The organism is Pseudonocardia sp. P1 (assembly GCF_000178675.2).
Lineage (GTDB): Bacteria > Actinomycetota > Actinomycetes > Mycobacteriales > Pseudonocardiaceae > Pseudonocardia.
Genome location: NZ_ADUJ02000001.1, coordinates 2,025,014 through 2,037,872, shown reverse-complemented (window position 1 = coordinate 2,037,872; position 12,859 = coordinate 2,025,014). Strand labels below are relative to the sequence as shown.

Here is a 12,859-nt window from a genome sequence, read left to right as displayed (position 1 = left end):
GTCGGAACGAACCCCGGATCTGATCTCCTGTCGGACGTGAACGACACACCGCTCCCTCCCGCCAGCGGCGCCTGGCGGGAGGGGGACGACCCCGGCCGCCGCAGGTTCCTCGACCTCCCCGCCCCGCTGAAACTGGAGGCGGGTGGTGAGCTGCCGGGGGTGCGGCTCTCCTACGAGACGTGGGGCGAGCTGGCACCGGACGGCTCGAACGCCGTGCTGGTGCTGCACGCCCTGACCGGGGACACCCACCTCGAGGGTCCCGCCGGGCCCGGACACCCGACGGCGGGCTGGTGGCCGGGACTGATCACGCCGGGCGGGCCGCTGGACCCGGCGCACTGGTTCGTCGTCGCCCCGAACGCGGTCGGCGGCTGCCAGGGCAGCACCGGGCCGGCCTCCACCGCGCCGGACGGACGCACCTGGGGGAGCCGGTTCCCGCTGGTCACCGTGCGGGACTCGGTGGTCGCCGAGCAGCACCTCGCCGACGCGCTCGGCATCGACGCGTTCGCCTGCGTGATCGGCGGCTCGATGGGGTCGATGCGGTCGCTGGAGTGGGCGGCGACCGAGCCCGACCGGGTCCGGCGGCTGTTCCTGCTGGCCGGGCCCGCGGGGTCGTCGGCGGACCAGATCGGCTGGGCGGCCCCGCAGATCGAGGCCATCCGTGCCGACCCGCACTGGCACGGCGGCGACTACCACCAGCTGCCCGAGGGTCCCTGGCGCGGCCTGGGCATCGCCCGCCGGATCGCGCACCTGAGCTACCGCTCCGGGTACGAGCTGGCGACCCGCTTCGGCCGTGACCCGCAGGACGGCGAGGACCCGCTCGACGGGGGCCGGTACGCCGTCGAGTCGTACCTGGACCACCACGCCGTCAAGCTGGTGCGGCGGTTCGACGCGGCGTCCTACGTCCGGCTCACCCAGGCCATGAACCACCACGACGTCGGTCGCGGGCGAGGTGGGACGGCGCCGGCGCTGTCCCGGGTCCGGGCCCGGACCTACGTCGCCGGTGTCACGTCGGACCGGCTCTACCCGCTCGCCGAGCAGGAGGAGCTGGCCGCCGGGATCCCGAACGCGGACCCGCTGAAGGTGATCGACTCGCCGTACGGGCACGACGGGTTCCTCGTCGAGACGCCGACGGTCGCGCGGATGCTCGGGGAGCTGCTGGCCGAACCGGCGCCCTGACCCGTGCCGGTCAGCCGATCCGCTCGCCGTAGACCCGCTGGACGTGCATCGTCATGAGCACCCGGCGGTCGCGCACCATGGCCGCGCGGAAGTCGTCCCAGTCCGGGTGCTCGCCCGCGGCCGCCCGGTACCAGTCGACGAGTGCCTGCACCGCCGGGCCGTCCGGGGAGTCGTCGGGTCCGGCGAGCTCGACCGGCCCCTCGGCGGTCGCCCAGGCGCGACCGTCCGCGCTCTCCACCGACAGGGCGGCCCGCGGGTCGCGGCGCAGGTTCGCCGTCTTCGCCCGGCCCTCGGTCATCGAGACGCCGATGGTGCCGGCGGCGCGGTCGTAGTACGGGGTGACCGGTGACAGCTGCGGCATCCCGCTGCGCTTGATGGTCGCGAGGACGCCCTGACGGGCGTTCCCGAGCAGGTCGTGCTGTTCGTCTCCCATGCCCGGGCCAACGCCGATGGCGTGGGTCACTGTTCCCGCCGGAACCGGGGTGAGCGGCCGCGGGGGGCGTCGCTACCCTTCTCCGGGTGTTGACCCGGATGTCGTCGCTGTTCCTGCGCACCCTGCGTGAGGACCCGGCCGACGCGGAGGTGCCCAGCCACAAGCTGCTGGTCCGCGCCGGCTACGTCCGTCGCGTCGCCCCGGGGGTCTACTCCTGGCTGCCGCTCGGGCTGAAGGTGCTCCGCCGCATCGAGAACGTGGTGCGCGAGGAGATGGACGCCATGGGCGGCCAGGAGATCCAGTTCCCCGCGCTGCTGCCGCGTGAGCCCTACGAGGCGACGAACCGGTGGACCGAGTACGGCCCGGCGCTGTTCCGCATCCAGGACCGCAAGGGCGGCGACTACCTGCTCGGCCCCACCCACGAGGAGCTGTTCACGCTCGCGGTGAAGGGCGAGTACTCGTCGTACAAGGACTACCCGGTCGTCCTGTACCAGATCCAGACCAAGTACCGCGACGAGGAGCGGCCCCGCGCCGGCATCCTGCGCGGCCGCGAGTTCCTGATGAAGGACTCGTACTCGTTCGACCTGTCCGACGAGGGGCTCTCGGAGTCCTACGGCAAGCACCGCGACACCTACATCCGGATCTTCGACCGGCTCGCGCTGAAGTACGTGATCGTGGCGGCCACGTCCGGGGCGATGGGCGGCTCGGCGTCCGAGGAGTTCCTCGCCGAGTCGGAGACGGGGGAGGACACGTTCGTCCGCGGGCCCGGCGGGTACGCGGCGAACGTCGAGGCGGTCACCACCCCCGCGCCCCCGGCGATCCCGCTCGACGGGCTGCCCGCGGCCCAGGTCCACCACACCCCGGACACGCCGACCATCGAGACGCTCGTGACCTACCTCAACGAGCACACCGACCGGACCTTCACCGCGGCGGACACGCTGAAGAACGTCCTGGTCAAGACCCGGCAGCCGGGTGCGGAGCGCTGGGAGCTGGTCGGCGTCGGCGTGCCCGGCGACCGCGAGGTCGACATGAAGCGGCTCGAGGCGGCCCTCGAACCCGCCCAGGTCGAGCTCCTGGAGGAGGCCGACTTCGCCCGCAACGCGTTCCTGGTCAAGGGCTACATCGGCCCGGCGGCGCTGGCCGCGAACGGTGTCCGGTACCTCGTCGACCCGCGGATCGTCACCGGCACCGCCTGGGTGACCGGCGCCGACAAGGCCGACCACCACGTCGTCGACCTCGTGGCGGGCCGCGACTTCACCCCGGACGGCACGATCGAGGCCGCCGAGGTGCGCGCCGGTGACCCCAGCCCCGACGGGGACGGGGTCCTGGAGGCCGCGCGCGGCATCGAGATCGGGCACATCTTCCAGCTCGGCCGCAAGTACGCCGACGCGTTCTCGCTCGACGCGCTGGGCCCCGACTCGAAGCCGGTGCGGATCACGATGGGGTCCTACGGCATCGGGGTCTCGCGGCTGGTCGCGGCGATCGCCGAGCAGTGCCACGACGACTCCGGTCTCGTCTGGCCGCGCTCGGTGGCGCCGTTCGACGTGCACGTCGTCGTCGCCGGGAAGTCGGCCGAGCTGCTCGAGGGCGGCGAGGTCCTCGCCGCGGAGCTGGAGGCCGAGGGCCTGTCGGTGATCCTCGACGACCGCAAGGCCTCGCCCGGGGTCAAGTTCGCCGACGCCGAGCTGGTCGGGGTGCCGACGATCGTCGTCGTCGGCCGGGGGCTGGCCGACGGGAAGATCGAGCTCAAGGACCGTGCGACGGGCGAGCGGACCGAGATCCCGCGCGACGGCGCGGCCGCCCACGTCGCGGGAGTCGTCCGCGGCGCCTGACGGGAACTCCCGCCCGCGCCGGCCCCCGGAGCCACCGGGTTCGCACGGGGTCGGGTCGTTCGCACGGGGTCGGACCTCGTGCGAGCCGAGCGATCCCGTGCGAACCGGGTCGAGGTGCGGTGCGGGTTCCGGCGTAGGCGGGTCAGGGGGGCGGGACGGCCGAGGTCGCCAGGTCGGCGAGGTCGGTGCCGGGGACCGGGTCGCCCGGCCCGCCACCGGCGTCCGCCGCGGTGACGAGCATCGCCACCCCGGTCGAGCCGTCCTGGGCCCGGGTGCGGGGCACGGCGAGCACCCCGACCGCGCCGTCGGTCGCGCGGCATCCGGCGGCCCCGGCGGCGAGGCCGTCGGTCCGGACGGTCGCCTCCACCCACGAGCCCGGCTCGGTCCCGCCCGGGCGCGGCACGGCGGGCCCGACCGCCACCTGCGGCGTGGACCCCGCGTAGGCGGACTCCCCGGCGCCCCGGGCGAACGCCTGGGCGGCCTGCTCGACCGTCGTCCCGGCCGGGACAGCGACCAGTGCCGCCGCGGCGACCCCGCGCGGCGCGGCGCCAGGTGGGCACTCCCCGGCCGCGAACGGCGGCACCTCGGCGAGGCGCACGAAGGGCACCCCGAAGACGTCCAGCGGCGCGGTCCCGGCGGGCGCGGGGGTCCAGCCCGACGGCGGGGTCACGGCGAACGCCTCCGACGTCGCGGGTGCGGCAGCCGCGGGGGAGGGCCCGGACGGGCCGGACGAGGGGCCGCTCAGCGCCGCGACGGTCCCGGTCACGAGCAGCACCACCACGACGGCGGCCAGCACCGGCCGGAACCGGCGCCCCGGGCCGCCGCCCGGCGGTGACTGGGCCGGTCGGGCCCCGGACACCGCGCCCGGACGGCTGGTCGAGGTCGTCCACCCGGAGGTCACCGGCGCAGCCTACGGCGCCCTCCGCGCGGTCCCGCCGACCGGACGACGGACGGCCGGGCCGGGGCGCCCGGCGGAGGACCCGGGGGAACGCGGGGGGGACCGGTCAGCCCGGCAGCAGGGAGAACCGCACGGACCGCGTCGGGTTGTCCACGTTGGTGTCGACCAGGCACACCGACTGCCAGGTGCCCAGCGCCGGGCGTCCGCCGATCACCGGGATCGTGGTCGACGGCGGCACGAACGCCGGCAGCACGTGGTCCCGCCCGTGGCCGGCGCTGCCGTGCCGGTGCCGCCAGCGGTCGTCGGCGGGGAGGACCTGACGCAGCTGCGCCAGGAGGTCGGCGTCGCTGCCCGCTCCGGTCTCGATCACGGCGATCCCGGCGGTGGCGTGCGGGACGAAGACGTTCAGCAGCCCGTCGCCGGCCCCGGCGCCGGACAGGAATTCCTCGATCGGGCCCGTCAGGTCCACCACGGACTCCTCGGAGCCGGTACGGACCTCGATCAGCTCACTGTGCACGCCGTCCAACCTAGGTCGGTGGCTAGGCTCGGGCAGCGTGGGAGAGACGATCACGGTGTTCGGCCGGGAGCTCCCGCGCCGTCCCGGCTACCTGAACACCGCGAGCATCGGGGTGCCGACACTGGAGGCCTCCGCAGCGGTCGCCGAGACGGTGCGGCGCTGGGCGGTGGCGGAGGCGTCACCGAAGGACTTCGACGACGACGTGGAGGCCGCCCGCGCGGGTTTCGCCGCGATCACCGGCGTCCCGGTCGCCGACGTCGCCCAGGGCGCCACCACGTCCGGGCTGATCGGCCCGCTCGCGGCGGCCGTGCCGGACGGCACCCGGGTGCTGGTCGCGGCGGGCGAGTTCTCGTCGGTCACCCGGCCGTTCGCGCTGCAGGCGCACCGCGGGGTGCGGGTCACCGAGGTGCCGCTCGCCGAGCTCGCCGGGCACGCGCCCGGCCACGATCTCGTCGCGGTGTCGGTGGTGCAGTCCGCCGACGGCCGGATCGCCGATCTCGACGCGCTGGGCGCGGTCCGCGAGCGGCACGGCGTGCGGCTGCTGCTCGACGTCACCCAGGCCGCCGGGTGGCTCCCGCTCCGCCTGGCGGGAGCGGACGCCGTCGTCGGGGCGGGGTACAAGTGGCTGCTCGGGCCGCGCGGGACGGCGTGGCTGGCGCAGCGGCCGTCCTGGGTGGCGGGGCCGCCCGGCGGGGAGCGCTGGCCGGAGGTCGTGCGGCACTCCGCCGGCTGGTACGGCACCCGGGATCGTTGGGGCGGCGGCCTCTACACGCCGGACCCGCCCGCGCGCCCGGGGCCGGCCGGCGGGGAGGAGTCGCCGGTCTGGTTCGCGCACGCGGGGTCGGCGGTGACGGTGCCGTGGCTGGCGTCGGTCGACCCGGAGGCCCTGCGCGCCCACTGCGCCGGGCTCGCCGACGCCCTGCGGGAGCGGCTCGGTCTGGAGCCCACCGGGTCGGCGATCGTCTCCGTGCGGGCCGACGGCGCCGCCGACCGGCTGGCCGCCGCCGGGATCACCGCCGCGGTCCGGGACGGCGCGGCACGGCTCGCGTTCCACCTGGCCAACACCCCCGAGGACGTCGACCTGGCCGCCGCCGCGTTGCGCGACTGAGGGCCGTGGGCCGGGCGTCAGCCCCTGCCGGGGAACACCGGGACGACGGGGGAGCGCTCGGTCACCGTGCGCCAGAAGGCGAGCCGGCCCGTGCAGTCGATCATCGCGCGCAGTCCCGCCTCGCGCAGCGCGGTCTGGGTCGAGCGCTCCATCACCGACCGCCAGGCGGCGATCGTGTCGGTCTCGGCGGAGACCAGCAGCGCCCCCGCCGACACCGCGTCGACGACCGGCTGCGGCGGTGTGTACGCGGGCTGCGCCGACACTGGGCGCTGCCCCACGTCGGACAGCGTCTGGGTGATCTGCCCGCGCAGCGTGGTGTGGGCCTCGATGTCGGCGCGGGCCCGCGTGGCCCAGTCGGCCGGGACGAACGCCGTCGACATCTTGTAGGCCCACAGCGCCGCGTGCTCGCTCGCGAGCGCCCGCTGCAACGCGTCGACGGTCACCTGCGGGACCGCGGAGTCGTCCTGTTCCTGGCTCACTGCAGCACCGCCGCGTAGGTCGCGCAGCAGGCGGCCACCTCGGCGACCAGCCCGACCTGCTGGGCCGACGCCCGCGGGACGACCTCGCCGGCGGTCCGCGCGGAGGCGGCGACGGCGTCGCGCACGGCGGCGAGGTCCGCCGCCGGCGGGGTCGCGGGAGCGGGCACCGAGCCCGGCGCGCGCCCGCCGGCCTGGTCGAGCGCGGTCGCGTGCTCCATCCGGGCCGCCCGCAGCGGCTCCAGCCGGCCGGCCAGCGCGGGATCGCCGGTCACGGCGGCGGCGACCATCGCCGCGTCCATCCGGGCGCCGTCGGCCATCGCGAGCAGGGCGTCGCCGGCGTCGTCGGTCCGGGCGGCGCCGGGGGAGCAGGCGGACAGGACCGGCCAGGACGCCACGGCGGCCGCCGCCGTCCCGAGTACCTGCCGCCGGGTGAACCCCGGTGCCGGCACGGTTGGTCTCCGGTCCCTCACGCCGGGTCATGCTGCCAGCCGGTCACGGGGGTCCCCACACCGACCGCCCGCCCCCGTCCGGGTGGACGGCGGCCGCCGCATCCCCGGGCCGACGCGCTAGGCTCGTCGGCCGCCCCTGCCGTCGTCCCCGCCGCCGTCCCGGCCACCGCTCCGCGGTCCGTGACGGGGCCCGTACCCGAGCCGTGCCGCCCCGCGGCGCCGCCCGGTCGCGGGCGCGTGGGCGGGCGGTGACGGCCGGCGACCGACGCGACCACGAGGAGAGTCACCCGATGCGCAGTCCGGACCCCGAACAGCTGGCAGACCAGCTGCGCGGCGTGCTCGAGCCGGTCGTCACCGACGCCGGGCTGGAGATCGACGCCGTGGAGGTCCGCACCGCCGGCCGGCGGCACGCGGTGAAGCTCGTCGTCGACCTGCCGGAGGCCTCGACCGCCACCGGCATCGACCTGGACGACATCGCCCGGCTCAGCCGGACCGCCGCGGCCGAGCTCGACCCGCACGAGCACCTCATCGAGGGGTCCTACACGCTCGAGGTGACCTCGCCCGGCATCGACCGGCCGCTGACCACGCCCCGGCACTGGCGGCGGAACTTCCTGCGGCTGGCCCGGATCACGCTGGCGGGCGGCGACGACCTGGAGGCCAGGATCGGCCGGGCCGGTGACGACCGGGTGCAGGTCGCGGTGCCCGGCCGGAAGCAGCCCGAGCTGCGCGAGATCGCCTACGACGACGTCACGCACGCCCAGGTGCAGGTCGAGTTCAAGCCGGCCCCGGCCGCCGAGACCGCCCTGCTCGACCCGGGCGGCGGCAGCGGCGACACCAGCGACAACAGCGGCACGAACGGATCCGAGGAGAACCGGTGAACGTCGACATCCCCGCACTGCGGGCCATCGAGCGGGACAAGGAGATCCCGTTCGAGACGGTGCTGGAGGCCATCGAGACCGCGCTGCTCACCGCCTACCGGCACACCGAGGGCCACCACTCCGACGCGCGCGTCGACATCGACCGCAAGACCGGTGTCGTGCGCGTGCTGGCCCGCGACGCCTCGGACGCGGCCGAGGACGGCACCCCCGGCCCCGAGTTCGACGACACCCCCGAGGGCTTCGGCCGGATCGCGGCGACCACCGCCCGCCAGGTGATCGTGCAGCGGCTGCGCGACGCCGAGCACGAGCGCACCTACGGGGAGTTCTCCACCAAGGAGGGCGAGGTCGTCGCCGGCATCGTGCAGCGCGACGCCCGCGCCAACGCCCGCGGTGTGGTGATCGTCGAGCTGGGCGGCGGCACCGAGGCGGTCCTCCCGGCGGCCGAGCAGGTGCCGGGCGAGGTCTACCAGCACGGCGAGCGCATCCGCTGCTACGTGATCGGGGTCGCCCGCGGGCCGCGCGGGACCACGATCACGCTGTCCCGCACGCACCCGAACCTGGTGCGCAAGCTGTTCGCGCTCGAGGTGCCCGAGCTCGTCGACGGCTCGATCGAGATCGTCTCGGTCGCCCGGGAGGCCGGGTTCCGGTCCAAGATCGCCGTGCGGTCGGCCCGGCCGGGGCTCAACGCCAAGGGCGCCTGCATCGGCCCGATGGGCGCGCGCGTCCGCGGCGTGATGGGCGAGCTGGCCGGCGAGAAGATCGACATCATCGACTGGTCCGAGGACCCCGGTGAGTTCGTCGGGAACGCGCTCTCGCCGTCCAAGGTGGTCTCGGTGACGGTGCTGGACGAGCGGGCGCGGATCGCGCGCGTCGTCGTGCCCGACTTCCAGCTGTCGCTGGCGATCGGCAAGGAGGGCCAGAACGCCCGGCTCGCCGCCCGGCTCACCGGCTGGAAGATCGACATCCGGAGCGACGCCGACCCCCGCGACCCGGTCGGCCCGGACGGCGATCCGGTCGAGGTGTCGTCGTAGCCGCGACCGGACCGGCCGGTGGCCCGCCGGCGACCGGGGAGCGCGACGGCGGCCGGGGCGACGATCACCGCGGTGGGCCGGGCGAGGGAATGCCGGACGACTCCGCTGCGCTACACTCACAGACGGCCCGCGATCGCGGACCGTCGCCCGCTCGCACCCGGTCGGTTCCGATCCGGACGTGCGTCGGGTGCCGGAAACGGGAACGGGCCGGCGCACTGTTGCGGGTGGTCGCGGAGAACGGACGTCTCGTCCCGGATCCGCGTCACCGCCTCCCCGGGAGGGGTGCCTGGCTGCACCCCGCGACGGGATGCCTGGACAAGGCCGAGCGACGCTCGGCGTTCGTCCGGGCGTTGCGGCTCCGGAGCAGACCTGAGGTGGACGCTGTCCGCCGATGGGTGCAGGAGCAGTGACGTCAGCTGGGGATCGGGAGCCTCCCGGTCCCGTCATCGGAAGAAAGCAAGGTCGACCAGTCATGAGCCAGCAGTGAAGATCGCACCATGAACGTGCTTCGACACTAGGTTCGAGGTCGAGCGGGTCGCTGCCGCCCGGCCTCCGGTCAGGACAAGGAGAGCAGTGGCAGGCAAGGCCCGCGTGCACGAGCTCGCTAAGGAGCTCGGTCTCAGCAGTAAGCAGGTCCTCAGCAAGCTGCAGGACCTCGGGGAGTACGTGAAGTCTCCCTCCTCCACCGTGGAGGCCCCCGTCGCGCGCAAGCTGCGCGACGCGATGGCCGCCGGTGGGGGCAACGGCGGTGGCAACGGCCAGCGCCGCGGTTCCGGTGCGCCCGGTGGCGGTCGCCCGCGCGCCGGTGGCGGCGGTTCCGGCGCCCCGTCGCCGTCCCGCCCGAGCGCGCCCAAGCCCGGCCCGACCCCGGGAGCGGCTCCGTCGCGCCCGGGCCCGGCGCCGAAGCCCGGTCCGCGCCCCGGGCCGCCCGCGCCCGCGCAGGGTGCGCCGTCCCCGGCACAGCCGGCGGCCGGTCAGGACGCCCCGAAGCCGGGTCCGGCCACGCCGGCACCCACCCCGCAGCCCCAGGCCCCGGCCGCCGACGCCTCGGCGCCGGCCGCGCCGAGGCCCGGTCCCGCAGCGCCGAAGCCCGGCCCCAAGCCGGGTCCGGCCGCGCCGAAGCCCGGTCCGAAGCCGGGTGAGCAGGGTCAGGGCGGCGGCCAGGGCGGCGGTGCCCCGCGCCCCGGTGGCGACGGCCAGCGTGGCCCGAAGCCGGGCCCGCGCCAGCCGCGCGTCGGGAACAACCCGTTCGGCGTCGGCCAGGGTTCGCCCAAGCCGGCCCCGCGTCCCGGCCCGCCCGCGCAGCAGCCGGGTGGTCAGCAGCAGGGTGGCGGCGCCGCCCCGCAGCAGCCGGCGGCCCGCTCCGGTGAGGCCCCGCCGCGTCCGCCCCGTCCGGGCGGTGGCGCCGGTGGTCCGCGCCCGACCCCGAACAGCATGCCGCCGCGGCCGAACCCGGGCATGATGCCCGCGCGTCCGGCCGGTGGGCGCCCCGGCCCCGGTGGCCGTGGCGGCCCCGGTGGCGGCCGTGGTGGCCCCGGCGGTGGCCGTGGTGGCCCCGGTGGCGGTCGTCCCGGTGGCGGCGGCGGTGGCGGTTTCCGTCCCGGTGGCGGCGGTCCCGGTGGACCGCCTCCGGCCGGCGGTTTCCGTGGTCGTCCCGGTGGCGGCGGCGGTCGTGGCCGCGGCGGTGCCGCGGGCGCGTTCGGCCGTCCCGGCGGTCCGGCCCGTCGTGGCCGCAAGTCGAAGCGGCAGAAGCGCCAGGAGTACGACGCCATGGCCGCGCCCTCGGTGGGCGGTGTCCGCCTGCCCAAGGGCAACGGCGAGACGATCCGGCTGCCGCGTGGCGCGTCGCTGACCGACTTCGCGGAGAAGATCAACGCCAACCCGGCCTCGCTGGTGCAGGTGTTGTTCCACCTCGGCGAGATGGTCACGGCGACCGCGTCGGTCTCGGACGAGATCCTGGAGCTGCTCGGCCAGGAGATGAACTACCGGGTCCAGGTCGTGTCCCCCGAGGAGGAGGACCGCGCCCTGCTCGAGTCGTTCGACATCGAGTTCGGCGACCTCGGCGACGAGGAGGCGCTGGTGGCCCGGCCGCCGGTCGTCACCGTCATGGGTCACGTCGACCACGGCAAGACGCGCCTGCTGGACACGGTCCGCAAGGCCAACGTCCGCGAGGGCGAGGCCGGCGGCATCACCCAGCACATCGGCGCGTACCAGGTGCCGGCCGAGCTGGAGGGTGAGGAGCGGCTCATCACGTTCATCGACACCCCGGGTCACGAGGCGTTCACCGCCATGCGTGCCCGCGGTGCGAAGTCCACCGACATCGCGGTGATCGTGGTGGCGGCGGACGACGGCGTGATGCCGCAGACCGTCGAGTCGATCAACCACGCCCAGGCGGCGGACCTGCCGATCGTGGTCGCGGTCAACAAGATCGACGTCGAGGGTGCGAACCCGCAGAAGATCCGGCAGCAGCTCACCGAGTACAACCTGGTGGCCGAGGAGTTCGGCGGCGACACCATGTTCGTCGACATCTCCGCCAAGCAGGGCACCAACATCGAGTCGCTGCTCGAGGCGATCCTGCTGACCGCGGACGCGGCGCTCGACCTGCGGGCCAACCCCGACATGGACGCCCAGGGCGTCACCATCGAGGGGCACCTGGACCGCGGCCGTGGCCCGGTGGCCACGGTGCTGGTCCAGCGCGGCACGCTGAAGGTCGGCGACTCGGTCGTCGCGGGCGACGCCTCCGGGCGCGTCCGGCGGATGATCGACGAGCACGGTGCCGACGTCACCGAGGCGCTCCCGTCGCGTCCGGTGCAGGTCATCGGCCTGACCTCGGTCCCGGGTGCCGGCGACACGTTCCTCGTCGTCGACGAGGACCGGGTGGCCCGGCAGATCGCCGACCGGCGGCGCGCCCGCGAGCGCAACGCCGAGCTGGCGAGCCGTCGCAAGCGCGTCAGCCTGGAGGACCTGGACGCCGCGCTCAAGGAGACGAACACCCTCAACCTGATCATCAAGGGTGACAACTCGGGCACCGTGGAGGCGCTCGAGGAGGCCCTGATGAAGCTGGACGTGGGGGACGACGTCGATCTGCGCGTCATCCACCGCGGCGTCGGTGGCATCACCGAGGGCGACATCAACCTCGCCATCGCGGACAACGTCATCGTCATGGGCTTCAACGTCCGTGCCGAGGGCAAGGCCACCGAGCTGGCCAACCGCGAGGGTGTGGAGATCCGCTACTACTCGGTGATCTACCAGGCGATCGAGGAGATCGAGCAGGCCCTGAAGGGCATGCTCAAGCCGGAGTACGAGGAGGTCGAGCTGGGCCGCGCGGAGGTCCGCGAGGTCTTCAAGTCCTCGAAGTTCGGCACGATCGCCGGTTGCCTCGTGATGGGTGGGGAGATCCGCCGGAACGCCAGGGCGCGCCTGCTGCGCGACTCGAAGGTTATCCACGAGAACCTCCCGGTGTCGTCGCTGCGCCGGTACAAGGACGACGTGGTCGAGGTCCGCGAGGGCTTCGAGTGCGGTCTGACGCTGGGCAGCTACTCCGACATCAAGGTCGACGACGTCATCGAGACGTTCGAGATGCGGGAGAAGCCGCGCGACTGAGTCCCTGAGATCGAGGGACGAAGCAGCGGAACCGAGGTACTCGTCCGACGGGGCGGCCGGTGCGAACCGGCCGCCCCGTCGGCGTCTCGCCCGGAGGTGGGCATGTTCGTCGGCGCACTGGAGTGCGACGTCCTGCTCGGCGACGTCCGGTCGCTGAAACAGAAGCGGTCGGCGGTGCGGCCGCTGCTGGCCGAGCTGCGCCGGTTCGAGGTGGCGGCGGCCGAGGCCGGCCACCAGGACCTGTACCGGCGCGCCTTGATCGGTGTGAGCTGCGTGGCCGCCGACGCCGGACAGGTCACGACGCTGCTGGAGCGGTGCGAGCGGCTGGTCGCCGCCCGCCCCGAGATGGAACTGCTGTCCGCCCGGACCCGCCTGTTCGGCCCGGAGGACGACGACTGAGAACCCGCGGCGGGACCGGGCCGGTCTTGCCTAGACTCGGCCCCGCACGACCGGTG

At 75.2% G+C, this 12,859-nt stretch carries 13 protein-coding genes; 8 read left to right on the top strand and 5 right to left on the bottom strand.

Going from position 1 to position 12,859, the window contains the following annotated elements:
* Positions 1 to 36: 36 nt before the first annotated feature.
* Positions 37 to 1,176: a homoserine O-acetyltransferase MetX gene (gene metX / locus PP1_RS08925; protein WP_010226027.1), complete on the top strand. Its 1,140-nt coding sequence runs from the start codon at positions 37 to 39 to the stop codon at positions 1,174 to 1,176.
* 10 nt (positions 1,177 to 1,186) lie between these two features.
* Here the strand turns inward: metX and PP1_RS08920 are convergent, their stop codons facing one another.
* Positions 1,187 to 1,609 carry a PPOX class F420-dependent oxidoreductase gene (locus tag PP1_RS08920; protein ID WP_010226025.1) on the bottom strand — a complete coding sequence of 141 codons (423 nt, stop codon included), beginning with the start codon at positions 1,607 to 1,609 and terminating at the stop codon, positions 1,187 to 1,189.
* Positions 1,610 to 1,695: 86 nt separating this feature from the next.
* On the opposite strand from PP1_RS08920, the gene PP1_RS08915 reads away from it, so the two are divergent.
* On the top strand, positions 1,696 to 3,441 hold the full coding sequence (locus PP1_RS08915; protein ID WP_193384241.1) for a proline--tRNA ligase: 1,746 nt from the start codon (positions 1,696 to 1,698) through the stop codon (positions 3,439 to 3,441).
* A gap of 142 nt (positions 3,442 to 3,583) precedes the next feature.
* Here PP1_RS08915 and PP1_RS08910 read toward each other — a convergent pair whose 3' ends face one another.
* On the bottom strand, positions 3,584 to 4,342 hold the full coding sequence (locus tag PP1_RS08910) for a hypothetical protein (protein WP_075314055.1): 759 nt from the start codon (positions 4,340 to 4,342) through the stop codon (positions 3,584 to 3,586).
* A gap of 103 nt (positions 4,343 to 4,445) precedes the next feature.
* Positions 4,446 to 4,856 (bottom strand): secondary thiamine-phosphate synthase enzyme YjbQ, encoded by a 411-nt coding sequence (locus PP1_RS08905; RefSeq protein ID WP_010236985.1) that lies wholly within the window; start codon positions 4,854 to 4,856, stop codon positions 4,446 to 4,448.
* Between the two features lie 37 nt (positions 4,857 to 4,893).
* Between PP1_RS08905 and PP1_RS08900 the strand changes: the two genes are divergently transcribed.
* The gene (locus tag PP1_RS08900; RefSeq protein WP_249265952.1) at positions 4,894 to 5,964 is read left to right on the top strand and encodes an aminotransferase class V-fold PLP-dependent enzyme; all 1,071 of its coding nucleotides are present in this window, start codon (positions 4,894 to 4,896) and stop codon (positions 5,962 to 5,964) included.
* Positions 5,965 to 5,981: 17 nt separating this feature from the next.
* On the opposite strand, the gene PP1_RS08895 is transcribed toward PP1_RS08900, so the two are convergent.
* Both PP1_RS08895 and PP1_RS08890 read right to left on the bottom strand, forming a co-directional pair.
* On the bottom strand, positions 5,982 to 6,443 hold the full coding sequence (locus PP1_RS08895) for a ferritin-like domain-containing protein (RefSeq protein ID WP_010236978.1): 462 nt from the start codon (positions 6,441 to 6,443) through the stop codon (positions 5,982 to 5,984).
* Positions 6,440 to 6,892, bottom strand: a complete 453-nt coding sequence (locus PP1_RS08890) for a hypothetical protein (RefSeq protein WP_075314056.1) — start codon at positions 6,890 to 6,892, stop codon at positions 6,440 to 6,442. The genes PP1_RS08895 and PP1_RS08890 overlap by 4 nt, the downstream gene beginning before the upstream one ends.
* 290 nt (positions 6,893 to 7,182) lie before the next feature.
* On the opposite strand from PP1_RS08890, the gene rimP reads away from it, so the two are divergent.
* The 5 genes from rimP (at position 7,183) to PP1_RS08865 (ending at position 12,803) form a co-directional block, all read left to right on the top strand.
* The gene (gene rimP, locus PP1_RS08885; RefSeq protein ID WP_029239711.1) at positions 7,183 to 7,770 is read left to right on the top strand and encodes a ribosome maturation factor RimP; all 588 of its coding nucleotides are present in this window, start codon (positions 7,183 to 7,185) and stop codon (positions 7,768 to 7,770) included.
* Entirely contained in the window at positions 7,767 to 8,801 is a 1,035-nt protein-coding gene (gene nusA, locus PP1_RS08880; protein WP_010234159.1) for a transcription termination factor NusA, read from the top strand. The genes rimP and nusA overlap by 4 nt, the downstream gene beginning before the upstream one ends.
* Before the next feature lie 89 nt (positions 8,802 to 8,890).
* Positions 8,891 to 9,211 (top strand): YlxR family protein, encoded by a 321-nt coding sequence (locus PP1_RS08875; protein ID WP_010234156.1) that lies wholly within the window; start codon positions 8,891 to 8,893, stop codon positions 9,209 to 9,211.
* Positions 9,212 to 9,374: 163 nt separating this feature from the next.
* Positions 9,375 to 12,404, top strand: a complete 3,030-nt coding sequence (gene infB / locus PP1_RS08870; protein WP_075314057.1) for a translation initiation factor IF-2 — start codon at positions 9,375 to 9,377, stop codon at positions 12,402 to 12,404.
* 102 nt (positions 12,405 to 12,506) lie between these two features.
* Entirely contained in the window at positions 12,507 to 12,803 is a 297-nt protein-coding gene (locus tag PP1_RS08865; protein ID WP_010242661.1) for a DUF503 domain-containing protein, read from the top strand.
* Positions 12,804 to 12,859 lie beyond the last annotated feature (56 nt).